We start from the raw sequence: 25,686 nt of genomic DNA, 5'->3' as shown, positions 1-25,686 counted from the left end.
TTGCCTTGCGGAAAACGGAATTAAAGGCCAAATTTTGCAAGTCTCTTTTCCGCTTTGTGCAAAAATGGATCGCCTGCTGCAACTCGAAGTCTTCGCCAAGACGGCCGAACTCCGCAGCCTGTCCAAAGCCGCGGAGATGCTGCGGATGTCGAACGCGGCGGCGAGCCGCCATCTCAGCGCACTCGAGGAGCGGCTTGCGGTCCGCCTGATCGAGCGCAACACCCGGCGGCTGTGGTTGACGGAGGCCGGGCAGGAGCTTCTGCAGCGCTGCAGCACGCTTCTGAACGAACTCGCCGAAGCCGAGGATGCCGTGAGCGATCGCGCGCTGTCGCCAAAGGGGATGCTGCGCGTCACGAGCTCGCTATCCTTTGCGATCATTTATCTGTCGCCGATGCTGCCGGCCTTTCGCGCGCTCTATCCAAACCTCAACGTGCAGATCATAGCTGCCAACCGCTATCCCGATTTCATCGAGGCTGGCATCGACGTCGCCATCCGCACCCGCGAGCATGAACCGGATTCCAACATCATCGTCCGCCGCATCGGACAGATGCGGCGGGTGCTCGCGGCCGCGCCGTCATATCTGGCAAGCCGCGGGCGGCCCGAGGCGCCCGCGGATCTCGCGCGCCATGACATGCTGGTCTACAACCTCGCCAACGATCCGTATTCGTTGCGGCTACGCAAAGGAAACGCCGCGCAAACCATTCGGATTGCGCCGACGCTCGACAGCAATGACGGCCAGGTGATCCGCGGCGCCGCGCTCGGAGGGCTCGGCATTCTGATCCAGCCGCTCTACATCGTGCAGGGCGATATTCTGGCGGGCAAGCTCGTGCCGGTGCTAATGGACTGGGAGCTGCCGCTATTGACGATGAACATCGCCTACCAGAACCGCGTCAGGCTGCCTGCCAAGATCAGGGTGTTCTCGGATTTCCTTGTCAACCACATCCGAGAGAGTTCGGAGGCCGGCATTTGGATGGACGCAACAAAGCAATAGCCGATTTTTGAGGTCGCGCGATAATTTCAATGCGACGCTGGCTCGCGTGCATGGCCAAGGCCGGCGGGGCGCGCGACTGCAAACGGATTTCCTGCGCGATCATACCGCTTGTTATCGTTATCGTTGCTTACGCCCAGAGAATTCCAATTCCGCCCGAATTGGCGCTGGCGGGAGATTTGCTGGCCTATATCGATGTCTTTTCGGTCCTGCTCCTCCTCGGTGTGCTGGGCCGCGTCACCACGATCTTGTTCGTGGCAAAGCAGGCAGGCTCGTACGCGCTGAAACTGCCAGGTCGCCTGCGAGCGATGATGCAACGACCGGATGTTCGGCACAGGAGGGATGGCAGCGCTCAGAATTCGTCGCGGCTGAGCGGCCGAGTTCAGAACGATGACGACCCTCCCGTCACCGAAGCTCTTGCGTGGGCCTAGCGCGCGATCGACGACGCGCATGTCGTTTCCAACATGCACGCCGTCGCCGTCGAGTGCGGATACGTGACTTCATTGCCGGATCAGCCGAACCACATCTTGCCTCAGCAGATAGAGCGAGACGGCGAGCAGAACGACGTCCTTCATCAGGAAGGGCACGTTGCCCGTCATCGCAGGGAAACCTCCGGCGGCGACGTCCCATCCGTCCGGCATGAACGGAATGATAGTGACGGTCGCGATGAACGTGCCGGTCGAACCGAGGGCGCCAAGGACGCCGAGCCGCTTGTCCCAGAAGCCCGCAAGGAGCAGGGATCCGATGGTCCACTCCGAGACGCCCAGGAAATAGCTGGCGCCGGCGTGGCCGAACACGGGATAGAGCCACCAGATCAGCGGCCCGTTGCTGATGAACGGGACCAGTCGCTCGAACTCATACGGAAACCACTTCTGGTATCCGAAGAAGAAGAACATGATCACCATGGAGGCGCGGACGACGTGGTAGTCGAGGTCCTCCGCAAGCAGGCCGGACCTCTCCAGCGCGCGGACGATCGGCCTGTTGGTGGTGTTGGTAATCGTAGTCATGGTCGTGATCCTTTCATATTCGAATCTGGCCGACACAGGGTTGCTTCACGCGGCCGCCGGAAAATCGATCTCGGTGTCGTTGATGCGGTTGAAGACGTTGGTGAAGACGGTGGTCGCAAAGGCCAGGCTGATCTCCACCAATTGCGCGTCGCTGTAGCCGGCGGCCCTGATCGCAGCGAAATCCTCGTCGCTGACGGTGCCGCTGGACTGCGCGAGGTTGCGGACGAAGCGGACCAGCGCATCGCGCTTGGCGTCACCGGTGGGCTGGCCCGCGCGGATCTGCTTCAGCACCTCCGGCTTCACGCCGGCGAGCCCGGCGAGGTGACTGTGGGCGGCGACGCAGTAGTCGCAGCCGCCAGCAGCGCTGATGACAAGCTTGATGACCTCCTGATCACGCTTGGTCAGGCTGCCCGTAGCGAGCACGGCATCTGCGGCGAGGACCGCCTTCAGCGCGGCGGGACCATGGGCGGCAATAGCCGCGAAGGTGTTCGGCACGCTCCCGATCGCCTTCTTGATCTGGGCATAGATCTGGCCCGACGGGCCGACGACAGTTTCGAGGTTCGGGACTGAGAGACGAGACATGGTGACACTCCATCGTTGGGTTGATGAACGATTGCGGAGTGACGGTAGGCTCGCGGATTGAAGCTTTGAATGTCCGTATATCCCAACTATATGCTCGTTCGTCTCATTTGCTTGCGTTCAGGAGGTCGCCATGGATTGGCTCAGTCGGCTGTTCGAAATGATGCCGGTGCGCGGGCGGCTCGACCTGCGCTGCTCCTACGGCGCGCCATGGCGCATCGTTCAAGGACCGGGCGAAGTGAATGAAATCCCATATCACGCGGTCGTCAGCGGCTCGGCGCTCTTGGAAGATCCGGCGGGCGGGCGGCCGCTTCACCTTAAGACCGGCGATATCCTGCTGCTTCCGGGCAATCCGCGCCATGTGATGCGCGACGGCAGCGGCGCGCGGCCGAAGCCGGCGCGAAATCGCCAGGAGCTCAATCTCGTGATCAGTGAGAATGCCGGAAAAGGCGAGCGGCTCGATCTGCTCTGCGGACATTTCGCGATCGCGCCCCCGCACGATCGGCTCTTGCGCAGTTATCTCCCGCCGCGCCTGGTCGTGCGAGGCGGCGCTCAAGAGGGACAACGGGACACCGGCGCGCAGGTCGCAGGTCTCGTCGCTATGATGCGCAGCGAATCGGCGGACGGTCAGCTTGGCGGCCGCGCAATGCTCAACGCGCTCTCAACGGCGATGTTCGCGCTCGTGCTGCGCCTCGCCAGCGAGACCGAAGATGTGCCGCGCGGCCTCCTCGCCCTGGCCGGTCATCCTCGCCTGGCACCCGCTGTGGCCGCTCTGTTCAACGAGCCGGCGCGCGCATGGTCGCTGCCCGATCTCGCGCGCCTGTGCAACATGTCGCGCGCCACGCTCGCGCGGCAATTCCAGGAGAAGCTGGGAAGATCGGCGAGCGATCTTTTGACCGACATCCGGATGACGCTCGCCGCGAACGAACTGAGGAAATCGTCGCTTTCGACCGGTGCGGTGGCGGAAGCAGTCGGATATCAATCCGAAGCGGCGTTCCAGCGCGCCTTCAAAAGCCACATGGGCGTCACGCCGGCGCAATGGCGCAAGATGCAGGAACCGTCTGGCCGAGATGTCTTCGCAAGGCCGGCGGTCCCCGCCGATACCAATTCGACAATGGCTGATGCTGGGAAGCTCTGATGGGCTTCAAGCCTTGACGGCAGCCGCGCGCTGAAGCACCGGGATCATGTCTTCAGGCTCGGGCCGGCGGGTGTAGTCGGGGTTCACTTCGGAATAGAGAATCACGCCGTCCTGACCGATGACGTAGCGGGCCGGCATCGGCAGCGTCCAGCTCGGATCGTCGTTGAACGTCGGCAGATCGTTCTTCAGCTGCTTGTAGATTTCGACCAGGTAATCGGGCAGATTGAAGCGCAGTCCGAAGGCCTCACCGATCTTGCCCTTCACATCCGAGAGGATCGGGAAAGACAGCTTGTTCTGTCGTACCGACTTGCGGCTGTTCGGGGCGGTCTGCGGCGAGATCGCGACGAGCGAGGCGCCGTATTTATCGAACTCCGTCTTGGCAGCTTCGAGGGCCTGCAGCTCCATGTTGCAGTACGGGCACCAGACGCCGCGGTAGAAGCTCAGCACCAACGGGCCGCGCCTAACGATATCCGCCGAGTTGACCACGTTGCCCTCGGGATCCTTCAGTGAGAAGGAAGGAGCGACGTCGCCTGCCTTCTTGGCGCGCTGGGCGGCACCTGACCCGATCAGTTCTGCGGTGGCGCGGTGCATGATCTCGATGACGGAGCGAGGAACGCTGTAGGGCGGCTTTCCGGCTTCGAAATCAGCTTTGAAAGCGTCGAGCTTGGCTTGAAGCGACATGACGGTTCTCCTTGGTCTTGTGCGTGGAGGACGGCGGTGCCGCCCGTTTCGTTAAAGTCACGCCCAGGAAGGTAAAGGAGACCGTCGTGCCGGGTAGCCGGGGTGTTGGACTACAGGTTATTCCTGTTGGGAATAAGCGCGCGGATGGTCAGCACCCGCGGCATATGATCAGCCTGCGATCCAGCTCCTGGTCGAATTGCCGTTGCTGGCGTTCCCATGCCGACACGACTTCCGACTGGGGAACGTCGGCCTGGCGCGGTTGCCGATGGCCGACCGGCGCAAGCCAGGGCCGGCGCGAGGTCAGCGCGAGCGACCGGTTCCGTGCAACAGCCGAATTCGTTTGCCTGCCGTCGGCGTGATCTGCAGTTGCGCGGATCTGGAGATCGGAAACGGCGCCGACAGCATCGGGCTGGTTCGCATGAGCCGGCGAAAGCAGGCCGACAAAGACAATGGCGGCGGCAGCCGTACGGATTGAGCGCTTGAGGATCGAGATGCGGGACATGGCGACACTCCTTGGCTGGAGGCTCGGGATGAGCGGCTCCGTTGCGTGTCACCGTACTCGTTCAGCCCGAGCGCAGAATGCCGCTCAGGATCGAAGACATGCTCGCTCGTCTCATCGGCGGTGGCCGGCTCTCATCACCGCAACGGCGGGTTTCCTTCATCACGCGTTGAATGCGCGTTCGAAGAAATCCACGAATGCTCGCGCCTTGGCCGTTGCGGCACGCCCGGCGGGAAGTACGGCCCACAGGTCGACGGCCGGAAGACTCCATTCCGACAGGACTGCACGCACGGCGCCCGATCGTAGTTCAGGGCTGAACATCCACTCCGACGCAATGGTCAGTCCCGCATCGGCGAGCACCGCCGCTCTCACGCCTTCCGCAGCGGTCACGCGCAATCTGCTTTGAACGGTGACAGCCAGTTCGGAACTTTCGCGCCGAAACGACCAAATGCTGCCTTCGCCCTGGAGATAGACGACGGCCTGATGTTTGCTCAGCTCACTCGGGGTCGAGGGCGTGCCCGCGCGATCGAAGTAGGCCGGCGTGCCCAGCACGAGGCGCTTGCACCTCGCGATACGGCGAACGGTCAGCGTTGAGTCCATCATCTTTCCCATCCGGAGAGCCACGTCGATGCCCTCCTGGACGAGGTCGATCTGACGGTCGTCCAGAACGACCTCCAGGTCCAGCTCGGGATGCTGCGCCAGGAATTTCGGCAGTAACGGAACGAGATGTATCCGCGCGAAGGTGACGGCAGCGCAAATCCGCAATCGCCCCTTGAGTCCCGCGCCGGCTCCCCGCGCGGCGATCTCGGCCTCGGCCGCCTCCTCAAGGGCGCGCCTGGCACGCTCGAGATAGCCAAGCCCGGCCTCCGTCGGGGTAAGGCCGCGGGTCGAGCGCGTCAGCAATTTGACCCCGAGATACTCCTCGAGCTGCGCCACCGACTTCGAGACCGCCGGTTGTCCCACCCGAAGCTGCCGGGCCGCTCCGGAGAAGGAGCCGGTTTCGACGACCCGCACGAACGTCTCCATTGAAGCCAGACGGTCCATCCTATTCTCCGCGGGAATAAGCGATATCGCTTCGTCTGTCTGCCATGCCGGGCGAGAATTGGCCATCTCTCCAGACAGCCGAGCGGCTGCCGGCAAAGGCGAGAAAGCGATGAGCGCCCATGAATACCCGACCGCGACGCCGGTCCTTCGGTAGTTGACAGCGCCGCGCCAGGACATTGAATGGGCCGCGGCAAGCGCATGCCAACAAGCGGAACCAGGATGGTCTCGAATGGAGCAACCGATCGGACATACGTCGCCTATCCCACAGCGCCGCGCGCTGGACCGGGCCGGCCTGCCGGGCCAGGTCGTACTCGTGCTACAGGGCGGCGGCGCATTGGGATCCTACCAGGCGGGCGTGTACCAGGCACTGCAAGAGGCTGCCATCGAGCCGGACTGGATCGTCGGTACGTCAATCGGAGCGATCAATGCCAGCCTGATCGCTGGGAACGCTCCGCAGGATCGTGTGCCACGATTGCGCGAATTCTGGAGCAGAGTCCAACGTACTTACCAGTGGGACCTGCATGGCGCATTGCCGGGGTTCGGTAGCAAATGGGCGTACTGGACGACCCTCGCTCACGGCATACCAAACTTCTTCACGCCCAATCCGCTCGCCCATGCCGGCGATTTCTATCCGTTGGGCGCAGACCACGCCGGCTACTACTCGACGGCGCCGCTTGAGGCCACTCTCTCCGAACTCGTCGACTTCGATCTGATCAACAGAGGAAAGTTGCGGCTCACGGTCGGAGCCGCGCACGTGCGCACCAGCCAGATGACGTATTTCGACAGCGGCCGCTGCAAGCTCGACGTGAAGCACATCATGGCGTCTGGCGCGCTGCCGCCGGCATTCCCCGCGGTGCGCGTCGACGGCGAGCTGTACTGGGACGGCGGCATCCTCTCCAACACGCCCACCGAGGTTGTCCTGGACGACAATCCGCGCAGGGACTCGCTCATCTTCACCGTCCACCTCTGGAATCCAGTTGGCGCCGAGCCAGGCACGATGGCGGAGGTTCTCAACCGCCACAAGGACGTCCAATATTCCAGCCGCATCGCAAGCCAGATCACGCGACACCAGCAGACGCATCGATTGCGCCACGTCATCAACGAACTCGCGGCACGACTGCCGGAATCCGAACGCACCAAGCGAGACGTCAAGGAGCTGATGAGCTATGGCTGCGAGACGCGCATGCACGTGGTGCAGCTGCTGGCGCCGCAGGTGTCGCACGAAGACCACACGAAGGACGTCGACTTCAGCCCGGCAGGGATCAGACAGCGCTGGGAAGCGGGCTACGCCCATACCAAGGCCGTGCTCGCGCGCGAGCCTTGGACTGGCCAGTTCGATCCACTCTCGGGAGTGATCCTCCACGATCCCGAAGAGTACAGGGCGCTTGCCGCCGAATGAATTGTCGAGGCTGCGGGCTCGCCAGCCCGCCATTCCGTGCCGGCACTTTGCCGGTGCGGTCGCGTTGGCGTGCGGCGCTTGGCTACGTGCTGCTGAAGCGTCGAGCGCCGCCGCTCTTGCCCGAGAGGTCACAAGTGTGAGCCCCGACGCACACTCACCGTCGAGAGTTCCGGTAGCAACCTCTTGCAACGGCCGCAGCAAGCAGGCCCAGCGATTCCAGCCGATCGATCATACACTTGCATGAAAAGGCATCAGATCATCTTCGCAACTTGACGCGGTCGAATGAATTAGTCTACTTATGCAAGTAACAAGCGGATGCCGGCTGTTCGTCGGAGAATCCCCAAAAGTGCGGGCTGGGCGCCGGAGAGGGTTACGTTGGAGGAAATTCGCATCGAGCGGCGCGACGGCATCGTCCATGTCATTCTGAACCGGCCCTCCGTAAAGAATGCCGTGACGCTCGCGATGTGGCGCGAAATGGCCGGGATATTCTCACGCTTCGCCGGCGATCGCGATGTGCGCGGCGTCGTCCTCCGGGGCGCGGGTAAGGACTTTTCCGTCGGCGCAGATATTTCGGAATTCGAGAAGATCAGAGACGACAGGCATCAGAGCGCTGCCTATGAATTCGCGGTCGACGCCTGTTCGGGTGCGATCGCCGCGCTTGGGAAACCGGTCGTGGCTGCGATCTCCGGCTATTGCCTCGGGGGCGGTTGTCATCTCGCTCTGGCGTGCGATTTCCGCTTCGGCGATCAGACTGCAACGATCGGCATTCCTTCGGCGAGGCTGTCGATCGTGTACGGCGTGCATAGCGTGCAGCGCCTGCTGGCGCTTGCGGGAGTGTCGAACGCAAAGCGGATTCTCTACTCGGCGGACCGCTTTCCGGCCGAGCGGGCGATGTCGATGGGGTTGATCGACGAGCTGCACGAAGACGCAGGCCTCGCTGCCGAGAAGTTCCTGCAGCGGTTGGCGGCCAATGCGCCTCTGTCGATCGCCGGCGCCAAGTACATGCTGAACGGTCTTTCGATGGGACCCGGCGCGCTCGATCTGGCGGCTGCGCAGGGGCTCATCGATGCGGCCTCCGACAGTGAGGACTTCAAGGAAGGCCGACGAGCCTTCGCAGAGAAGCGGTTGCCGCAGTTTCGCGGCGAATAGGCCGGACAGGGAAGGGACCAGCTTTGGAGGGCGACCGATGAAGCCTGCCAAATTCGACTACGTTTTGCCGTCGACGGTGGACGCCGCCGTCGAAGCGCTCATCTCGGCGAACGGCGAAGGGAAAGTGTTGGCCGGCGGTCAAAGCCTATTGCCGCTCCTGAACTTCCGAATGGCGCGGCCAGCCGTACTCGTCGATCTCAACGGCATCAAGGGATTGTCGTACATCGAGGACCGGGGCGACCGCATCGCCATCGGGGCGCTGACGCGCCATCGCGAGCTCGAGCATTCGCCGTTGATCGCCTCGAGGCTGCCTGTGATGTCGGCAGCGATGCGCCATGTCGCCCACCTTGCGATCCGCAATCGAGGTACCATCGGGGGCAGTCTCTCCCACGCGGATCCCGCGGCCGAACTCCCGATGCTCGCGAGCTTCTACGAAGCCGGAATCTCGGTCCAGGGCCCGGCGGGCCGCCGGACAATTGCCCCGGAGGAATTCTTCGTCGACGCGCTGACGAATTGTCTGATGCCCGAAGAGATCGTGGTGGAGATCGAGTTTCCGATCCTGAAGCAGGACGGTTGGGCGTTCGAGGAAGTCGCGCGCCGCTTCGGCGACTTCGCGCTCGCGAGCATCGCCGTCTCGATCCGCCGTGGGCCTTCCGGACTGGAAGCTGCGCGCGTCGCGGTGATGGGGGTGGCTGATACGCCGCTGCGGCTCAGGAAGGCGGAGGAGGAGCTCCTCGCGATGCGGCTCGACGACCAGACCCCCGATCGCTTCTCGGAGATCGTCGTGTCCCAAGTCTCTCCGAACGACGACCTTCATGCCTCGGCCGAGTACCGCAGGCATCTGCTGGCGCAGTTGGCCAAGCGCGCGTTGCAGACCGCGTTGGCGATGAAGGGCTGATCCGATGACAACGAAACTGTCGGTGACCGTGAACGGTGAGGCCTACCACGTAGCGGACGTCGAGCCGCGTCTGCTTCTGTCCGACTTTCTGCGCGACAGACTCGGATTGACGGGGACGCATGTCGGCTGCGAGCACGGCGTTTGCGGCGCCTGCACCGTCCTGGTGAATGGCGACAGCGTGCGCTCGTGTCTCATGCTCGCCGTCCAGGCCGACGGGGCCGAGATCATCACGGTCGAAGGGCTGGGATCGCCGGAAGAGCTCAATTTGCTGCAGGCGCAGTTCCGCGAGCACCACGGGCTGCAGTGCGGCTTCTGCACGCCCGGCATGCTGATGACTGGCGAAGATCTGCTCCGGAAGTATCCGCTCGCGACCGACGAAGACATCCGTGAGGGGCTCTCCGGCAATCTCTGCCGTTGCACCGGATACCAGAACATCGTCGCGGCGATCAGAAGCGCCGCCGCCAAGCGCACGGAGAATGCGTCATGAAACTCAACTTCCTCGCCGCGGGTCGCCTTCGCATGAAGAAGAGCATCTACGTGCCCGGTGCCGACCGCAGCGAAACGATCGACCTTCCCGTCAGCAGCGCGCTGATCCGGCACAAGCAGGGCAACGTGCTGTTCGATACCGGATGTCATCCTTCCGTGGTCGACAAGGCCGACGACCGCTGGGGCCCGCTCGCCAAGGTCATGAAGCCACTGATGAGTGCCGACGAGACCCTGTTGCCGAGCCTTGCGTGCACGGGGCTTGGACCCGACGACATCGACATCGTCGTGAACTCGCACTTCCATCCCGACCATTGCGGCTGCAACGAGTTCTTCAGGAAGGCGACGATCCTGGCCCACGCGAAGGAAATCGAAGCCGCAAAGGCGCCCGGTGCGGAAGCGGCCGGCTATCTCAAGGCCGATTGGGACTACGGACAGCCGATCGAGGCGGTGAACGGAGAGAAGGATCTGTTCGGCGATTCCAGCGTCGTGCTGGTGCCGCTGCCTGGCCACACGCCGGGGACGCTCGGCGCGCTCGTCAGTCTGGATCGCGACGGCCGGTTTCTGCTCGCGTCAGACTCGGTCAGCCTGCGGCAGAACCTCGATGCCGACACAGCGCCACGCAACACCTGGAACGTCGATCAGCAGTTGAGGACCTTCGAGGAGATCCGTCGGATCGAGAAGGGGGGCGCCACCATCATCTGCGGCCACGACGATCAGCAATGGCAAGGCCTGCGCAGGGGATCGGACGGCTATGAGTAAGGATCGGAGCGCGAATCCCTCCGACGTGCTGCGGCCGCGGAACGTCGGCGCGCCCATCAAGCGCACCGAGGACCCGCGTCTTCTTACCGGCAACGGCGAATACACCGCCGATCGCAAACCTGACCGGCCGCTTCATCTCGCGTTCCTGCGCAGTGGCCAGCCCCACGCGCGCATCGAACGGATCGACACCGCCGCGGCGCGGGAAGCGCCGGGCGTGGTCGCTGTGCTCACCGCGGAGGATATCGCCGACGACTTCAAGCCGGTGATTCCGTTCTCGCGGATGCCGAACTACTATGCGACGCCTATTGTGCCTCTCGCCTCCAAGAAGGTCCGCTATGTCGGCGAGCCCGTCGTCGCCGTCGTCGCCACTTCGCGGTATCTCGCTGAGGATGCGCTCGAGCTGATCGAAATCGACTACGAACCTCTCGGCGCGATTTCGCGTGCGGAATCGGCCGTCGCCGATGGCGCGCCGCTTCTGCATGAAGAGGCGGGCACCAACGTCCTGATCGCGCGAGAATTCAAGAAGGGGGACGTCACCGCCGACCTGAAGGCTGCGGCGGTCAGGGTGGGCGGCCGTTTCGAAATGACGCGCAAGGCGCCGCTCGCGATGGAGCCGCGCAGCTATGCCGCGGAGTACGAGAGGCGCCGGGACGCCCTCACGCTTTATACCTCGTCGAACATTCCTGGCATCGTCCGTGACGCCATCTCGGAATCGTTGGGTCTCCCGGGCCACCGGCTGCGGGTGGTTGCACCCGACGTGGGCGGAAGCTTCGGCTCGAAGGGCTCGCTCTATCCCGAGGAGCTTCTGATCTGCATCACCGCGCGGAAACTTCGTCGGTCGGTCAAGTGGACGGCGGACCGACTCGAGGACGTGAGCAGCAGCAGCCAGGCCTTCGCCGAGATCGTTGATGCGGAGATGGGGTTCGATGTGAACGGCATCGCGACTTCGCTGCAGGCGGACGTGATCGGAGACGTGGGCGCATTCTCGATCTATCCCTGGACCTGCGGTCTGGAACCCGTCCAGGTCGTCAGCTTCCTTCCGGGGCCCTATAAGATCGGGTCCTACAGGGGCGCCGTGCGAGGAGTCGCGACCTGCAAGCCACCGACCGGCCCGTACCGCGGTGTCGGCCGGCCGATCTCGACCTTCGTCGCCGAGCGTCTGATGGACCTCGGAGCCGCGGCGCTCGGTATTGATCCTCTCGAGATCAGGCGTCGGAATCTGGTCCGGGCCGAGGAGTTTCCGTACCGGATCGCGTCCGGCATCATCTGGGACAAGACCGGCTTCATCGAGTGCCTCGATGCTGCCGCCGAAGCGGCCGGCTACGACCAACTTCGGAAGCAGCAGGCCGAAGCGCGCAGGCAGGGGCGGCTGTTCGGAATCGGCATCGCGTCCTACGCCGAGCTGACCGGCATCGGTTCGAGGATCGCGGTGGCGCCGGGAATGCCGATCAATACCGGCTCCGAAACGGCGAAGATCGCGATCGACTCGACGGGGGCGATCACTGCGGCGTTCGGCGTTGCTTCTCATGGCCAAGGCCTCGAGACGACATTGGCCCAAATCGTCGCCGACGATCTCGGGGCCCGGTTCGAGGACGTCCGCGTCATCCAGGGCGACAGCGACGAAGTGCCGATGTCGACCGGGACCTACGCGAGCCGCAGCGCGGTGCTCGGCGGCGGCGCGGCGAAGCACGCCTCGAAGATCCTGCAGGAGAAGATCAAGCGCGTCGCCTCGCATCTCCTCGAAACCAATGCGGACGACATCGAGGTTGCCGAGGGCAAGGCTCTCGTGCTCGGCACCGATCGCGCGGTGACCTTCAAGCAGATCGCCAAGGCCGTCTACTCCGACATGAAGACGTTGCCGGTCGAGGCGCGCGAGGAGTTGAGTGCCACCTACACCTACGATCCGATCAACGGAACAACCGCGGCCGCCACCCACATCGCCGCGGTGGAGGTCGATCCGGCGACGTGCTTCGTGCGGATCCTGAAATTCGTCGTCGCGGAAGACTGCGGCCGCATCATCAACCCGATGATCGTCGATGGCCAAGTCCACGGCGGCGTGGCGCAAGGCGTCGGCGCCGCCCTGCTGGAAGAGCTCATCTACGACGAGGACGGCCAACTCCTGACCGCGAGCCTCGTCGACTACATGATCCCCTCCGCGCCGGAAGTGCCGCTCATGGACGTCGTCCATGTCGAGAGCGAGTCGGCTGCTGCGGGCGGCTTTCGGGGCATGGGCGAGGGCGGCACGATCGGCGCGCCGGCTGCCATCGCAAACGCGATCGCCGATGCTCTGTCGCCCTTGGGTGTCGGTGTCTCGATCCTCCCGATGACGCCGGAACGCATTTTCAGGCTGATGGAACAAGCGAAAGTCAAAGCAAAAGGAAAAGCAGATGAATGACTTGAAAGGACGCGTTGCCCTGGTGACGGGAGGCGGACGGGACGTGGGCGCGGCCATCTCGAAGATGCTGGCGGCACATGGGGCGAGCGTCGCCGTCAACTATCACAGTTCGAAGGCCGAGGCGGAAGCGGTGGTCGCCGAGATCGAAAAGGCCGGCGGCAAGGCGAAGGCCTACCAGGCCGACATCGCCGATGCCGATATCGTCAAGAAGATGATCGCGGACATCAAGAGCGATTTCGGGGGCCTTGACATCCTGGTCAACAACGCTGGCCTGGTCTTCCGCAAGCGGTTCAGCGAGAGCACGCCCGAGGACTGGAAGAAGCAGATCGACACCTGTCTCTATGGCGCGCTGAACTGTTCCCACAGCGCCGGCCCGCTGCTCGAGGCGTCGGGCCGCGGACGGATCATCTCGATCATGGGCGACTCCTCCAGGGTCGGCGAATCCGGCCTGGCGCTCGCGGCCGCGGCGCGCGCGGGCACGATTGCGCTGATGAAGTCGCTGGCGCGCGAATGGGGGCGATCGGGGGTGACCGCCAACTCGATCTCGCTCGGCCTGATCGAGACCGCCCACGACAAGACCTGGGTTGACGCGAACCGTGAGAAACTCGTCAAGGCCTACGCCATCCGCCGTCTCGGATTGCCGTCCGACGTCGCGCCCCTGGTCACCTTGCTCGCGTCCGACGCCGGAAGCTGGATCACCGGCCAGGTGATCAGCATCAACGGCGGATACAGTATGGTCTAGGGGAGGGAGGCATGCTTCACGTCGATCTGATCGCGCCCGTCGCGACGCTGCTCGAGCGTCACGCAAGACAGCGACCGAACCAGGTGGCCTATTGGGATTCGTCGCGGTCCGTCACCTACGCGGAGCTCGCCGGGCGGACCGCTTCGATTGCGGCCAACCTGACGAAAGCCGGTCTGCGCGACGGCGACAAGATCGCGATTTACCTGCCGAACGGCGTCGATTGGATTGAAGCATGCTTCGCCGCGCTGCGCGCCGGCGCGGTCGTGGTGCCCATCAGCTATGATGCGGCGGAAGGCGAGATCAGCTATCGTCTGACGGATGCCGGCTGCGGATTCGTCGTCACGACGGCCGCCAGGAAGGGGCTGACCGACAAGATCTGCCGCGATGCCTCCATCGAACCGGTTTCGATCTTCGCAGGCCCGAACGCGGAAAGGGTGGGCGTCACGCTGCAGGCTCTCGCGGACGGCGGTCGCGCATCGCCGTCCGATCCTGACGACATCGATCGTTCTTCCTTTATCATCTACACGTCCGGGACGACCGGCCGCGCGAAAGGCGTCTTGCTGTCGCTGCGCGGCATGCTATGGATCGCCGCGTCGTGCTGGGCGCCGATCGCGGAATTGACGGAGAAAGACGTCGTCCTCTCGCCGCTACCGTTGTTCCACTCCTATGGCCTCAATCTCTCCGTGCTCGGCGTGCTTGCCGTCGGCGCGAGCGAGCACATCATGGAGAAGTTCTCGCCGCAGCAGGTGCTCGATCTGCTGCAGACGGGGAAGTATTCGGTGCTCCCCGGCGTACCGACGATGTTCCACTATCTTCTGCATCGCGCCCAGGAGAGCGGCGTCGAGCGCCTCGGCGCGGTCCGCCTTTGCATCTCCGCCGGCGCCATCATGCCGGCGACTCTGAACAGAGCGTTCGAGGAGCGCTTCGAGGCGCGGTTGCTTGACGGATACGGTATCACCGAAACCTCCACCATGGTGACGATGAACTGGCTGCATGGCGCGCGGCCGATGGGGTCGTGCGGGCTACCCTTGCCCGGCCTCGCGGTGCGCATCGTCGATCCGTCTTCCATCGTGGACGTCCCGATCGGCGAGGAAGGCGAGTTGATCGTCCGTGGTCCGAACCTGATGCAGGGCTATCACAACAAGCCGGCGGAGACTGCGTCCGCGCTTCGCAAGGGCTGGTACCACACCGGCGATCTCGCGAAGTCGGACCCGGCGGGCTACCTGACCATTACGGGCCGGATCAAGGAACTGATCATCCGCGGCGGCCAGAACATCGCGCCCGCTGAGATCGAGGACGTCGTCGTCCGGCATCCCCAGGTCAAGGACTGCGCCGTCGTTGGCGTGAAGCACGCAACCCTGGGAGAGGTGCCTTGCCTCTTCGTCGTTGCGAAGGAACGTGACTGCGACATTCCTGCGCTGATGGATCATTGCAGGGCGCACCTGTCGGCCTACAAGATTCCCGAGGCGATTCATCTCGTCGACGAAATTCCAAGGACCGGTTCCGGGAAGATCATGCGTTTCAAGCTGGTCGAAGCGTTGAACCGGGGGTGAGCGGGAATCATGGCGTTCATTCGACCGATCGCGGCCCCAAGGCACCGAACGATTTGGGATCGTATGTGAGCCGATATCGCATGTCCGCGGCGACGATCGGCTGTCTGCAACGATCGCAGTCCACCGACGGCTGGAAATCGTGTCCGCACTTGAGATGGGTGAGTATCAGCGGTGGTTTACCCTTGGAAAGCCAGCGGTCGCCCCATCGCAGCATCGCGATGAAGGGACCGTAGAGGTCCAGTCCCATATCGGTGAGAAGATATTCGTACCGATCGGGAGAGCTCTGGTACTGCCTGCGATGGAGCACGCCGCTGGCGACAAGGCGGTTGAGCCGGTCAGTCAGGATATTCGGTGCGATTGCGAGCTCGGTCAGGATCTTGTCATAGCGACGGTTGCCGAAGAATCCCTCGCGGACGACCATGAAGCTCCACTTGTCGCCAATGATCTCCAGGGCGCGTGAAACCGAACTCGGGCGGCCAAGCATGAACCGGCTTCCGTCGGAAGCCCGCCTGGTGTTGCGTCCGGGCTTGGTGGGACAGCGTCCGGCACCGGGTCCGTCACGGTACTTTACCTCCCTGGCGCCGACACCTTCGCCGCAATGGGAACAGGTGACGATGGGGTGGCTGTCGCAACCGCAGTTGGTGTGGATCAGCGTCAGCGGAGGCGGCTTGCCCTTGGACAGCCAACGATCGCCGAACTGCATGAGAGCGATGAAGCTCGGATAGAGATCGAAGCCCATCTTCGTCAGGCGGTACTCCTTACGCTGAGAGGATCCGGGCGCGACCTGGCGGAAGATGGCGAGCTGGGTCAGCTTCCTCAGCCGATCGGTGAGCGTGGCCCGCGGGATGCCCAGCGCCGAGCGGAAGCCTTCGAACGTCTGTGTTCCAAAGAACGCTTCGCGGATGATCAGGAACGCCCACGCGTCGGACACGATGTCCAGCGTGCGCGCGACCGAGCAGTTGCGCTCGGTCCTTCCGACATTCGTCCGCACAGCGGGCGCCGGCGACCTCGGTTTCGTCGAGGCCTTTGTTGTCTGGATCTTGGCGGCAACGGGCATTCCGGGCTGTCCATTCACGCGGCCGCCGCGACGACGGCCATGAAAGTTGCGCACCTGTACCACAACCGCACGGTTGACTCGCCCGAAATATAAGTCTAGTTATGCATGCGACATAAGTCTAGTTATGCTAGTAATAAAATCACAAGTCGGCAAGCATACGAAGCCCTGGGGAGGAAGGTCATGAAGCGGAGAATAGGATGCGTCCTGGTCGCGTCGGCGGCGATCTTGATGGTCAACGGCAGCGCCGGCGCCCAGCGCGCGGCGATCTCGGACAACGTCGTGAAGATCGGCGTGCTGACGGACATGTCCGGACAGTTTTCGCATGAATCCGGCGAAGGAGCAGTCACCGCAGTGAAGATGGCCGTCGAGGACTTCGGCGGCAAAGTGTTGGGAAAACCGATCGAAGTTCTCGTCGCCGATCACCAGAACAAGCCGGACACCGCGTCCGGCCTGGCGCGCAAATGGTTCGACGTCGACCACGTCGACCTGGTCGCGAACCTCATCAACTCCTCGATCGCGCTCGGCGTTTCGCAACTCGCGAAGGAGAAGAACCGGATCGCCATCATCAACGGTTCGGGCGCCTCGCGTCTCACTAACGATTCCTGCACACCGAACAGCATACATTATGCTTACGATACCTATGCACTTGCTCGCGGCACAGGCAGCGCTCTGATGCACGCTGGCGAGAAGAGCTGGTATTTTCTCACGGCAGATTACGCATTCGGGCACGCATTGGAGGCTGATACTGCTGCGGTCGTCAAAGGCCTGGGGGGCGAAATTGTCGGGTCGACCAGGTATCCGGTCGAAACATTCGATCAATCTTCCTTCCTGCTGCAAGCTCAGGCATCGAAAGCCAAGGTCGTCGCACTGGCTGGATCGGGCAGCGTCCTGGTGAACTCGATCAAGTCGGCCCAGGAGTTCGGCATTCCGAAGGGCGGTCAGACGCTCGCCGGACTGCTGGTCTGGATTACCGACGTCAAGAGCCTCGGACTTTCGGCGGCGCAGGGTCTTATCCTGACGGATGCCTTCTATTGGGACCGCGACGACGAGACGCGCGCATGGTCCAAACGCTTCTACGAACGCATGAAGCGAATGCCGCACATGGGTGATGCCGGCGACTATTCGTCGACCATCCATTACTTGAAGGCAATCGAGGCGGCTGGCACCGACGAAGCGCTCGCCGTGATGGCCAAGATGCGCGAGATGCCGATCAATGACTTCTTCGCCAAGAATGGCCGAATCCGCGAGGATGGACGGATGGTCCACGACATGTATGTGTATGAGGTGAAGAAGCCGTCGGAATCAAAGGGCGACTGGGACTTCTACAAGCTGCGCGAGGTGATCCCGGGCGATCAGGCGTTCCGTCCACTCAAGGACAGCGTCTGCCCATTGGTGAAGAAGGGCTGAAGCAGGTCAATGATGCGGGCTCCGATGCGATCCCATCGTGGGCCCGCTCCGATGGAGGGATCGTGATGGATCAGGAAGTCGCCGCCGGTCCGGCCCGGTCGCAGAATCCGATCGGGTCCGGCGCCGAGTACATCGAGAGCCTGAGGGGGCGGAAGCTGAAGGTCTATCTGATGGGCGAACCGGTCGAAGAGCCGGTCGACCATCCCATCATCAGGCCTTCGATCAACGCGGTCGCTCGGACCTATGATCTCGCCAACGAGGATCACGAACTGGCTTCCGCCATCTCGCCGCTCACCGGCGGTCGTGTGAACCGTTTCCTGCATATCTCGGCGAGCGCCGGCGATCTCGTCATGCAGAACAAGATGCAGCGCCGTCTCGGACAATTGACCGGCACGTGTTTCCAACGCTGCGTCGGCATGGATGCGCTCAATTCGCTGCATTCGGTGACGTACGATCTGGACGAGACGTACGGGACCGACTACCACGTTCGATTCAAGCGGTTCCTTGCGCGTATGCAGGGCGCCAACCTGGTCATCGGCGGCGCGATGACCGACGTGAAGGGCGACCGCGGCAGATCGCCGTCGCAGCAGGCGGATCCCGATCTCTTCGTCCATGTCACGCGCCGTACTCCCGAAGGGGTCTACGTCACGGGCGCGAAGGCGCACCAGACGGGTTGCCTGAATTCGCACTGGCTGATCGTGATGCCGACGATGAGGCTGGAAGCCGCCGACAAGGACTACGCCATCGTCGGCGCGATACCCGTCGATGCCGAGGGCATCACCTACATCTACGGCCGGCAATCCTGCGACACCCGCAGCGCCGAAGGCGGCGATATCGACGCCGGCAACGCGCATTTCTCGGGGCAGGAAGCGATGATCGTGTTCGAGGACGTCTTCATTCCTCGGGAACTCGTTTTCCTCGACGGGGAGTTCGAGTTCGCCTCCACGCTGGTCGAACGCTTCACCTGCTATCATCGCCGCAGCTACGTCTGCAAGACCGGCGTTGGCGACGTCCTGATCGGGGCTGCCGCCACCATCGCGGACTACAACGGTGTCGAGCGCGCCTCGCACGTTCGCGACAAGCTGGTCGAGATGACCCATCTCAACGAGACGATATACGGGACCGGCATCGCCGCGAGCCATCAGGGGATCGAGATGAAGTCTGGAGCCTACCTGCCGGACGAGATGCTGGCGAACGTCTGCAAGCACCACGTCACGCGCTTTCCGTACGAGATCGGCCGCTTGGCGCAGGATCTCGCCGGCGGGTTGATGGTCACCCTGCCGTCGGAGCGCGAACTGCGGCATGAGACGATCGGCCCTCTGATCGAAAAATATCTGAAGGGGCGTCCCGAGGTCTCGACCGAAGACAGGATCCGGATCCTGCGGCTGGTGGAAAACATGACGCTCGGCAGGAACGCCGTAGGGTATCTGACCGAATCCATGCACGGGGCGGGATCTCCGCAAGCGCAGCGGATCCAGATCGCCCGCTCGATGCAGATCGAGTTCAAGAAGGAGTTGGCGAAGGCCCTGGCCGGCGTCGCCAACGCCTCGCGCGCGGAAATCTCGGACGATGTTTCCGCGTACATGGCTCGTGTATTCGCGTCGGTCCGCATTTGAAAGAATCCTGCTGTCTGCCCTGGACGCAGGTTTGTCCGGCTCCGAAGGTTGCGGGCCGGTGCGCCCAAGGGATTTTCGGGATTCGTCACGACCTGTCGGTTCTGGTTGGATCTGAGTCTACACTTTCGAAAAGCATGATTTTCCAACGGGCATTCTCGGCCTCCATTTGAGTCTAATTTGGTTCCATCGGAGTCTGCCTTCGAACATCCGTGATACCTACCTGAGCGGCACTTTGGCGTCGCATATCAACGGTCCTGCATGCATTCGATCATGGCGGCGCCTATCGGGGGCCTGGAATTACAGCGGCATTTTGAACGGATGGCCGCCGGACTGTGATGGCTGGCCGCAGCCAGCAAATTGCCGTTGACCATCGCCCGGATCGGCCGCTTCAATTCGCAAAAAGAGAGGCGGCGCCAGTCCCGACCGCCGACATAAACAGCCGATCGGGGAGGGAAGTCATGCCGCTGTGTATGAACCGTCGTTCCGTGCTGAAAGCGCTTGGCGGGTCGATCGCCGCACCAATGCTCGCGCCTCGCGCGGGCAGCGCGCATGAGGCGTGGCCTGCCCGCCAGGTGCGTTACATCAACGGCTTTCCGGCTGGCGGCGCCACTGACACGCTTTCGCGCATTCTCTGCCAAAAGATGAGCGACATCTCCGGGCAGTCGTTCGTGGTCGAGAACAAGGGCGGGGCGGGCGGCTCGCTCGGTGCGGACGCGGTCGCCAAATCAGCGCCGGACGGATACACCGTCGGCCTCGGCGGCATCGCAAGCAATGTGCTGGCGCTCGGCACTTACGCAAAACTTCCCTATCACCCCGTCAATGATTTCACCTTCATCGGCGGCATGTGGCAATTGCCGAACATCCTCTGCGCCCGAAAAGACCTGTTCTCGTCGGACATCCGGGAATTGCTGGCCGCCTTCAAGAAGGAGCCACGCAAATACACCTACGCCTCAGCCGGCTTTGGCACGACGCTGCATCTCTCCGGCGAGATGATGAATAGTATGGCCGGGGTCGAGGTGGTTCATATTCCGTACAAGGGCGCCGGTCCTGCCTTGACAGATCTCTTGGGCGGCCGTGTCGACATGCTGTTCGACAACCTGCCGGGCTCGCTGCCGAGCGTACGGTCCGGACAGATCAAGGCGGTTGCGGTTACCGCGACAAAGCGCATTTCCGAACTGCCGGACGTACCCGCGATGGCTGAGGTGCTGCCGGGATATGCGATGACCTCCTGGACGACGATGATCGGTCCCGCGAACATGAAGCCGGACGTAGCGTCGCAAATCAACGCGCTGATTCTGAAGGCGCTCGCCGATCCCGCAGTGAAGCAAAGATATGCCGATCTCGGCGCTTCGGTCTGGCCGACCTCGCCCGGGGAAGCCACGGCATTCCGCAATGCCGAGGAAAAGCGGCTGCTGCCGGTCATGAAGGCGGCCGGCATCAAGCCGGAGTGAAGCCCTTTCGCTGGCCGACGCTGATCCGATCGGTCGCTCGATGTCTAAGGCGGCGAAGAACTCTGCCATAGTCACTGGTTCGCAAACCAGGCGGCTTGCGCAACGGCGGACCTTCTCCATGGCTGGGTCCTGCCGTCCGCCATGGAGAAGGTCCGCCGCAAGCTCGAGGCGGCCGAGGACATCTTCATTCGCTCTTTCGAAGACATTGAAGACCCGTGACTGTGCGGCAACCGATCTTGGCGAGGTTGCCTGTCATCAGAATTGCATCGGAGCCGGAGTGTTGAACGCCGAAAGGGGTCAATATCTCAATTGCGCACCTACCGAAGCGCCGCGTTATGCCTGCCTCGGCAGTAAGGCCCCACGGAAACCCTTTGCGCCGACAGTGAAAATTGGCGGCGAGCGCATGCGGCAGCGCGACGCGCCGCGGCTTACGTTCTCGTTCTGAAACTAATGCGAAGCTATGCGCGTATCAGTTTCCGGAAGGACAGATCGTGTTTTCCGGAAGGAGCAAACCGTATGACTGCAATAGCAATGACTCAAACGCCTCAAGCCAACGGTGGCAGATTGTCGGGCGAGCTGTACAAAGTCGTTGAATTGATCCTGGACCGCGGGCTGGTCATCGACGTGTTCGTGCGTGTGTCGGTGATCGGCCTCGAGGTGGTCACCATCGATGCGCGGGTCGTCGTGGCCGGCGTCGATGCTTACCTGCGCTTCGCCGAGGTGTGTGGCCGCCTCGATCTCACCGGCAGCAGCCCCCGGATCGGCCGCTCGCTGCCCGACGGCGCGCTGCCGCTCGAGCTACCCGGCCGGGCACGCACGGAAATCGGCTGACGCAACGGAAAGGATCACTGATGAGCAGCTACGTCTACTGTGTCACGCGTGCCTCCCATCCACTACCGCTCGAAGGGGCGGTGGGGGTGGGGGAGCACGCTCCCGCCCTCCGGCTCGTGCGCGAGCAGGATCTCGTCGCGGTGGTTAGCGACGCGCCGGAGAACTTGCGCGCGAAGCGGCGCGATCTGGTGAAGCACGATGCGGTCATCGGACGGATCTACGCGGCCGGCACCGTGCTGCCGATGCGGTTCGGGATGGTCGCGCCCGACGACCAGGCCGTGCAGACGGAGCTTCGATCGGGGGCGCGTCGCTATGGCGAGCTGCTGTCCCGGATCGATGGCCATGTCGAGCTCAACGTCAAAGGCGTTCATGCGGAGGAAGCTCTTCTCCGCGACGTCTTGCTTCAGAACGACGAGTTGCGCGCGCGGAATCACGCACTTCGCGCCGCAGACGGCGGCCGCCACCAGGACAAAGTGGCGTTCGGCGAGCACGTGGCCGCCGTCGTTGCGGAGCGGCGCGCGCGTGACGCGGGCCAGGTTATCGCCCGCCTGCAACCACATGCCGCGCAGATACGTCGAGGCCCGCCGGTCGACGGTTGCTTCGTCAACGTATCGTTCCTGGTGGCGTCCGGCGCCCGGGCGGACTTCGACGGCGCCCTGTCGCCGCTGCGCCGCGAGCTGCCCGGCTACGCAAGCGTCGAGTTGTACGGGCCCTTGCCGCCTTACAGCTTCGTCGGCAACGAAGCGTACGTGTGAGGGCCGTGGCGGTGGGACTCCTGTCGCATGTCTTGTTGCTGCCGCTCGCGCCGGCTCGCTTCGCGCTGTGGACCATCGACCGGGTGGTCGACGCCGCTGCCGAACAGCATTGCGGCGCCGGCAGCCATCCGGCGCGAGCTGGCCGAGCTTTCGCGGCAACTGGATGAAGGGTTGATCGATGCCGAGGAATTCGATCGACGCGAGGACGAGATCCTCGACCGGCTGGACGAGGGACGAAAGCGAGGAATGATCGCATGATGGAATCTGATCGCATGATGGAGTGGCACGGACGCCAGGGTGCTTCGCCGAACCTGGCCGACATTCTGGAGCGGGTTCTGGACAAGGGGCTGATCATCGCCGGCGACATCAAGATCAATCTGCTCGACATCGAGCTTCTAACCATCAAGCTCCGGCTGTTGGTCGCGTCGGTGGACAAGGCCAAGGCGATGGGGATCGACTGGTGGGAGCGCGATCCGGCGCTTTCCCAGCCTCGGCCGCGGCAGCTCGCGGCAGAGAACGCGCGGTTGCGCAAGCAGATCAGGGCGCTGGAAACCGCCACTCTGGAGGCACGGCGATGAGCACGGCGAGCTATACATACGCGGTCGCGCGCCCGTTCAATCCAACGCAGGCGGCCGGCCTCGTCGGCGTCGACGGCGCCGCGATCCACCTGGTCCGCCACCAAGACCTGGTCGCCGTGGTCAGTCCGCTTGCACCTGCCGCCGCCGACGAGACCGCGCTGCGAGCCAGGCTGGAGACGCTGGCGGAGCTGGAGGTGATCGCACGTGCGCACCACAGGGTCGTGGCGACGGTTGCCGCGTGCACACCAACGCTGCCGTTCCGCCTCGCGACCGTTCACCGCACCGACGACCGCGTTGCGCAGTTGCTACGCCGGGAGTACCGGCGCTTGCGCGAGACGCTGGATCGACTCGCGGGCCGCGTGGAGGTGGGGGTGAAAATCTACGTGCAGCACGCGCGCGCATCTGCCGACGTCATGTCCATGGCTGAGAAAACAGGCGGGTCCGGATCGGCGCGCGCCGGCAGGGACTACCTGCGCAACCGCCGCGAGCAGCGCGATCGGCGCCAGCACGCGTGGCGGTGCGCAAGCACTGCGGCCGAGCAGATGGACGCCGTTCTCGCCGGGCTTGCCGTCGATCGTCGCCAACACCGAACGCAAGGCGCCGAGATGTCCGCTGCTCCGGGCGAAAATGTATTCAACGCAGCCTACCTGGTGGATGCCGGGCGCGCCGAAGAGTTCGCCGCCCGTGCACAGCGGTTGGGCGCCGAAAACCCGCACGTGACGCTCGAGGTCACGGGTCCCTGGCCGCCCTATTCGTTCGCCGACAGCGAGGAGCGCACGTGAGCCCCGCCGCGTTCCCGGCCCGAGAGATCGCGCTTGTCGACCTGCTCGACCGGCTCCTGGCGGGTGGCATCGTCCTGGCCGGAGACATCACGCTGGCGATCGCCGACATCGACATGGTGCAGATCTCGCTTCGCGCTCTGATCACGTCGCTCGGACGGACCACGCGATCTGGTGCAGCGGGGCGAGACCAGTGAGCGCCGGCGTCGCTGGACATCAGCCGGGGCCGCGCCGGCGCATTTCGATGGCGCCCGACACCGTCGAACGAGATCTGGCACGCCTGGTGCTCACCGTCGTGGAGTTGCTGCGTCAGCTCATGGAGCGACAGGCGCTTCGTCGTCTCGACGAGGGCGGCTTGACCGAAGCGGAGGAGGAGCGCGTCGGCATGACGCTGATGCTTCTAGACAACCGCATATCGCGCCTGCGGGAGCACTTCGGGCTCGCCGCCGAGGACTTGAATATCGACCTGGGACCTCTCGGTCCGCTGCTTCCGCGTTGAGTTCCCTCAATCTACGGCAAAGCGATGTGCAACGAGGCCAGGCGCTTCTGGTGCTCGATCGTAGCGTCGTGCCCCTGATTTGCCCGACGTGTCAATGTCACTCGAAGCCCGCTTTGGCCGCGCCGGCCGGCTACTTTGCATGGGGTTGTTTTCGATATTTCGGTTGGGGTTGGCTGGCCCGGCCGCAGCTCGCGGGCAGCGGCGGCGATGTGGGGCCACTTTGAGAGCGACTCGGTTATCGCTTTGAAATCGTTCGACGCCGCATTTTGAGAACGACTCGATTTTGACTTTAAGAACGACTCGATTACCCCGTTTTTCGTTTTGAGAACGACTCGATTTCGTAAGGCGCTGAGAACGCGCTGCTATTCGCGCTATTTTTTGCGGAGAGAGTCCCAAACACTGGCTTTTTCGTGTGATCGCCAGCGAGTCCGTCAGCCATGCTGGTCTACGGCACGATACGGCTGGCTCGCCAATATGGTGAGATCAAGGTCACACCGCAGGACATTGACCAGGTACACCGCTGTCGGGCGCTCAGAGAGGGCGAGCCGGACTATGGGATATTCTTGTCGTCCTGGGCGACTCACGCACCATGCGCGCGTCGGGTTCTGCCTTTGACTCGCGGATGGGGCGGAAGCGGGCCATTAATTGTCCCTGAAGCGGCGTTCCGATGCGCTGACGATTACGTGATCAGACCGAATGGTGCGCCTTGTCATTGTTTTGATTTGGTTTTCTCGAAGGCCTTTGGTCGGAAACGAAAATCCTGACGGTCGGACGGAATAGAGCTGCCGCTCTTGCGTCACACCTCCACGCAACCAGCATGGGAGTTCAGCATGTACGGTTCGGCATTCCGCCGCCTCTGGGCAACATTCGTCGATCGATTTCGCAGACCCGGCCTCACTGCGGCGCTGGTTGGCGCACGGGTTTTGATCGCCTTCGCCATGCCGCCGCTGGTGTTCGCGCACGAATCCCACCCGGCCGGTCCGCCTGCGGCGCTCAGCGCCGATGAAACTGCGCTCTTGAAAGAGAACGAAGTCGCGATGGCGAAGATGATGAGCGACATGGCGGCGAAGCCGACCGGCGATGTCGACCGCGACTTCGTCGCCATGATGAACCCGCATCATCGGGGCGCCATCGACATGGCCGTGATCGAATTGCGCTACGGCAAGAACGAGCAGCTTCGGCGCATTGCCCAGGAAATCATCGTCGACCAGATGCAGGAGATCGCGGCCATGTAACTCGCGATCGGGGAGCCAGCGACGGATACCACGCCGGCGCCGACCCAGCAGTCCACCGGGGCTGCAAATGATCACCACCATTCGGGCATGCAGATGGACATGCCCGGCGCCATGAAGCACTAGGAGTTGAGACATGAAGAGCTGGAAGACATTTTTTCCTA

At 63.3% G+C, this 25,686-nt stretch carries 27 protein-coding genes and 1 pseudogene; 22 read left to right on the top strand and 6 right to left on the bottom strand.

What is annotated here, in order from left to right; translation table 11 throughout:
• Positions 1-64 precede the first annotated feature (64 nt).
• Together ACVJGD_RS16260 and ACVJGD_RS16255 are read left to right on the top strand one after the other, a co-directional pair.
• Positions 65-991 (top strand): LysR substrate-binding domain-containing protein, encoded by a 927-nt coding sequence (locus ACVJGD_RS16260; RefSeq protein ID WP_456635285.1) that lies wholly within the window; start codon positions 65-67, stop codon positions 989-991.
• A gap of 50 nt (positions 992-1,041) precedes the next feature.
• On the top strand, positions 1,042-1,419 hold the full coding sequence (locus ACVJGD_RS16255) for a hypothetical protein (RefSeq protein ID WP_456635284.1): 378 nt from the start codon (positions 1,042-1,044) through the stop codon (positions 1,417-1,419).
• Positions 1,420-1,488: 69 nt separating this feature from the next.
• Here the strand turns inward: ACVJGD_RS16255 and ACVJGD_RS16250 are convergent, their stop codons facing one another.
• Entirely contained in the window at positions 1,489-1,995 is a 507-nt protein-coding gene (locus ACVJGD_RS16250) for a YkgB family protein (RefSeq protein WP_456635283.1), read from the bottom strand.
• A 45-nt stretch (positions 1,996-2,040) separates the two neighbouring features.
• A complete protein-coding gene (locus tag ACVJGD_RS16245) occupies positions 2,041-2,577 on the bottom strand; it encodes a carboxymuconolactone decarboxylase family protein (protein ID WP_456635282.1) in 537 nt (178 codons plus the stop codon).
• 130 nt (positions 2,578-2,707) lie between these two features.
• On the opposite strand from ACVJGD_RS16245, the gene ACVJGD_RS16240 reads away from it, so the two are divergent.
• Positions 2,708-3,712 carry an AraC family transcriptional regulator gene (locus tag ACVJGD_RS16240; RefSeq protein ID WP_456635281.1) on the top strand — a complete coding sequence of 335 codons (1,005 nt, stop codon included), beginning with the start codon at positions 2,708-2,710 and terminating at the stop codon, positions 3,710-3,712.
• A gap of 6 nt (positions 3,713-3,718) precedes the next feature.
• Here the strand turns inward: ACVJGD_RS16240 and ACVJGD_RS16235 are convergent, their stop codons facing one another.
• From ACVJGD_RS16235 to ACVJGD_RS16225, 3 genes are all read right to left on the bottom strand, one after another.
• Positions 3,719-4,393 carry a peroxiredoxin-like family protein gene (locus tag ACVJGD_RS16235; protein WP_456635280.1) on the bottom strand — a complete coding sequence of 225 codons (675 nt, stop codon included), beginning with the start codon at positions 4,391-4,393 and terminating at the stop codon, positions 3,719-3,721.
• Between the two features lie 148 nt (positions 4,394-4,541).
• Positions 4,542-4,895 (bottom strand): hypothetical protein, encoded by a 354-nt coding sequence (locus ACVJGD_RS16230; protein WP_456635279.1) that lies wholly within the window; start codon positions 4,893-4,895, stop codon positions 4,542-4,544.
• A gap of 159 nt (positions 4,896-5,054) precedes the next feature.
• Entirely contained in the window at positions 5,055-5,936 is an 882-nt protein-coding gene (locus ACVJGD_RS16225) for a LysR family transcriptional regulator (RefSeq protein WP_456635278.1), read from the bottom strand.
• A 229-nt stretch (positions 5,937-6,165) separates the two neighbouring features.
• Here ACVJGD_RS16225 and ACVJGD_RS16220 point away from each other — a divergent pair, with 229 nt between their 5' ends.
• The 8 genes from ACVJGD_RS16220 (at position 6,166) to ACVJGD_RS16185 (ending at position 15,317) form a co-directional block, all read left to right on the top strand.
• Positions 6,166-7,335, top strand: coding sequence for a patatin-like phospholipase family protein (locus ACVJGD_RS16220; protein ID WP_456635277.1), 1,170 nt, complete (start codon positions 6,166-6,168; stop codon positions 7,333-7,335).
• A gap of 375 nt (positions 7,336-7,710) precedes the next feature.
• Positions 7,711-8,484, top strand: coding sequence for an enoyl-CoA hydratase/isomerase family protein (locus tag ACVJGD_RS16215; protein ID WP_456635276.1), 774 nt, complete (start codon positions 7,711-7,713; stop codon positions 8,482-8,484).
• A 37-nt stretch (positions 8,485-8,521) separates the two neighbouring features.
• Positions 8,522-9,382: an FAD binding domain-containing protein gene (locus ACVJGD_RS16210; RefSeq protein ID WP_456635275.1), complete on the top strand. Its 861-nt coding sequence runs from the start codon at positions 8,522-8,524 to the stop codon at positions 9,380-9,382.
• Positions 9,383-9,386: 4 nt separating this feature from the next.
• Positions 9,387-9,869 carry a (2Fe-2S)-binding protein gene (locus tag ACVJGD_RS16205; protein WP_456635274.1) on the top strand — a complete coding sequence of 161 codons (483 nt, stop codon included), beginning with the start codon at positions 9,387-9,389 and terminating at the stop codon, positions 9,867-9,869.
• The gene (locus tag ACVJGD_RS16200) at positions 9,866-10,627 is read left to right on the top strand and encodes an N-acyl homoserine lactonase family protein (RefSeq protein WP_456635273.1); all 762 of its coding nucleotides are present in this window, start codon (positions 9,866-9,868) and stop codon (positions 10,625-10,627) included. Before ACVJGD_RS16205 ends, ACVJGD_RS16200 begins: the two co-directional genes overlap by 4 nt.
• On the top strand, positions 10,620-13,022 hold the full coding sequence (locus tag ACVJGD_RS16195) for a xanthine dehydrogenase family protein molybdopterin-binding subunit (RefSeq protein WP_456635272.1): 2,403 nt from the start codon (positions 10,620-10,622) through the stop codon (positions 13,020-13,022). The genes ACVJGD_RS16200 and ACVJGD_RS16195 overlap by 8 nt, the downstream gene beginning before the upstream one ends.
• Entirely contained in the window at positions 13,015-13,764 is a 750-nt protein-coding gene (locus ACVJGD_RS16190) for an SDR family NAD(P)-dependent oxidoreductase (protein ID WP_456635271.1), read from the top strand. The genes ACVJGD_RS16195 and ACVJGD_RS16190 overlap by 8 nt, the downstream gene beginning before the upstream one ends.
• An 11-nt stretch (positions 13,765-13,775) precedes the next feature.
• Complete coding sequence (locus ACVJGD_RS16185) at positions 13,776-15,317, top strand: class I adenylate-forming enzyme family protein (RefSeq protein ID WP_456635270.1); 1,542 nt, start codon at positions 13,776-13,778, stop codon at positions 15,315-15,317.
• A gap of 16 nt (positions 15,318-15,333) precedes the next feature.
• On the opposite strand, the gene ACVJGD_RS16180 is transcribed toward ACVJGD_RS16185, so the two are convergent.
• Entirely contained in the window at positions 15,334-16,374 is a 1,041-nt protein-coding gene (locus ACVJGD_RS16180) for a winged helix-turn-helix transcriptional regulator (protein ID WP_456635269.1), read from the bottom strand.
• Between the two features lie 180 nt (positions 16,375-16,554).
• On the opposite strand from ACVJGD_RS16180, the gene ACVJGD_RS16175 reads away from it, so the two are divergent.
• The 11 genes and pseudogenes from ACVJGD_RS16175 (at position 16,555) to ACVJGD_RS16125 (ending at position 25,648) form a co-directional block, all read left to right on the top strand.
• Positions 16,555-17,781 (top strand): ABC transporter substrate-binding protein, encoded by a 1,227-nt coding sequence (locus tag ACVJGD_RS16175; protein ID WP_456635268.1) that lies wholly within the window; start codon positions 16,555-16,557, stop codon positions 17,779-17,781.
• Between the two features lie 65 nt (positions 17,782-17,846).
• On the top strand, positions 17,847-19,397 hold the full coding sequence (locus ACVJGD_RS16170; RefSeq protein WP_456635267.1) for a 4-hydroxyphenylacetate 3-hydroxylase family protein: 1,551 nt from the start codon (positions 17,847-17,849) through the stop codon (positions 19,395-19,397).
• Positions 19,398-19,855: 458 nt separating this feature from the next.
• Complete coding sequence (locus ACVJGD_RS16165) at positions 19,856-20,848, top strand: Bug family tripartite tricarboxylate transporter substrate binding protein (RefSeq protein ID WP_456635266.1); 993 nt, start codon at positions 19,856-19,858, stop codon at positions 20,846-20,848.
• Positions 20,849-21,412: 564 nt separating this feature from the next.
• The gene (gene gvpJ, locus ACVJGD_RS16160) at positions 21,413-21,679 is read left to right on the top strand and encodes a gas vesicle protein GvpJ (protein ID WP_051379207.1); all 267 of its coding nucleotides are present in this window, start codon (positions 21,413-21,415) and stop codon (positions 21,677-21,679) included.
• A 20-nt stretch (positions 21,680-21,699) separates the two neighbouring features.
• Entirely contained in the window at positions 21,700-22,434 is a 735-nt protein-coding gene (locus ACVJGD_RS16155; RefSeq protein ID WP_456635265.1) for a GvpL/GvpF family gas vesicle protein, read from the top strand.
• A gap of 27 nt (positions 22,435-22,461) precedes the next feature.
• Positions 22,462-22,692 carry a gas vesicle protein GvpG gene (locus ACVJGD_RS16150; protein ID WP_456635264.1) on the top strand — a complete coding sequence of 77 codons (231 nt, stop codon included), beginning with the start codon at positions 22,462-22,464 and terminating at the stop codon, positions 22,690-22,692.
• On the top strand, positions 22,689-23,012 hold the full coding sequence (locus tag ACVJGD_RS16145; protein WP_456635263.1) for a gas vesicle protein: 324 nt from the start codon (positions 22,689-22,691) through the stop codon (positions 23,010-23,012). Before ACVJGD_RS16150 ends, ACVJGD_RS16145 begins: the two co-directional genes overlap by 4 nt.
• The gene (locus ACVJGD_RS16140) at positions 23,009-23,794 is read left to right on the top strand and encodes a GvpL/GvpF family gas vesicle protein (RefSeq protein ID WP_456635262.1); all 786 of its coding nucleotides are present in this window, start codon (positions 23,009-23,011) and stop codon (positions 23,792-23,794) included. The genes ACVJGD_RS16145 and ACVJGD_RS16140 overlap by 4 nt, the downstream gene beginning before the upstream one ends.
• The gene (locus ACVJGD_RS16135) at positions 23,791-23,988 is read left to right on the top strand and encodes a gas vesicle protein (RefSeq protein ID WP_456635261.1); all 198 of its coding nucleotides are present in this window, start codon (positions 23,791-23,793) and stop codon (positions 23,986-23,988) included. Before ACVJGD_RS16140 ends, ACVJGD_RS16135 begins: the two co-directional genes overlap by 4 nt.
• A gap of 47 nt (positions 23,989-24,035) precedes the next feature.
• The gene (locus tag ACVJGD_RS16130; RefSeq protein WP_456635260.1) at positions 24,036-24,290 is read left to right on the top strand and encodes a gas vesicle protein K; all 255 of its coding nucleotides are present in this window, start codon (positions 24,036-24,038) and stop codon (positions 24,288-24,290) included.
• A gap of 830 nt (positions 24,291-25,120) precedes the next feature.
• Positions 25,121-25,648: pseudogene (locus ACVJGD_RS16125) on the top strand (DUF305 domain-containing protein).
• The last annotated feature ends 38 nt before the right edge of the window (positions 25,649-25,686 follow it).

The organism is Bradyrhizobium sp. USDA 10063, from assembly GCF_054063735.1.
This window is presented reverse-complemented; position numbering and strand designations above follow the sequence as displayed.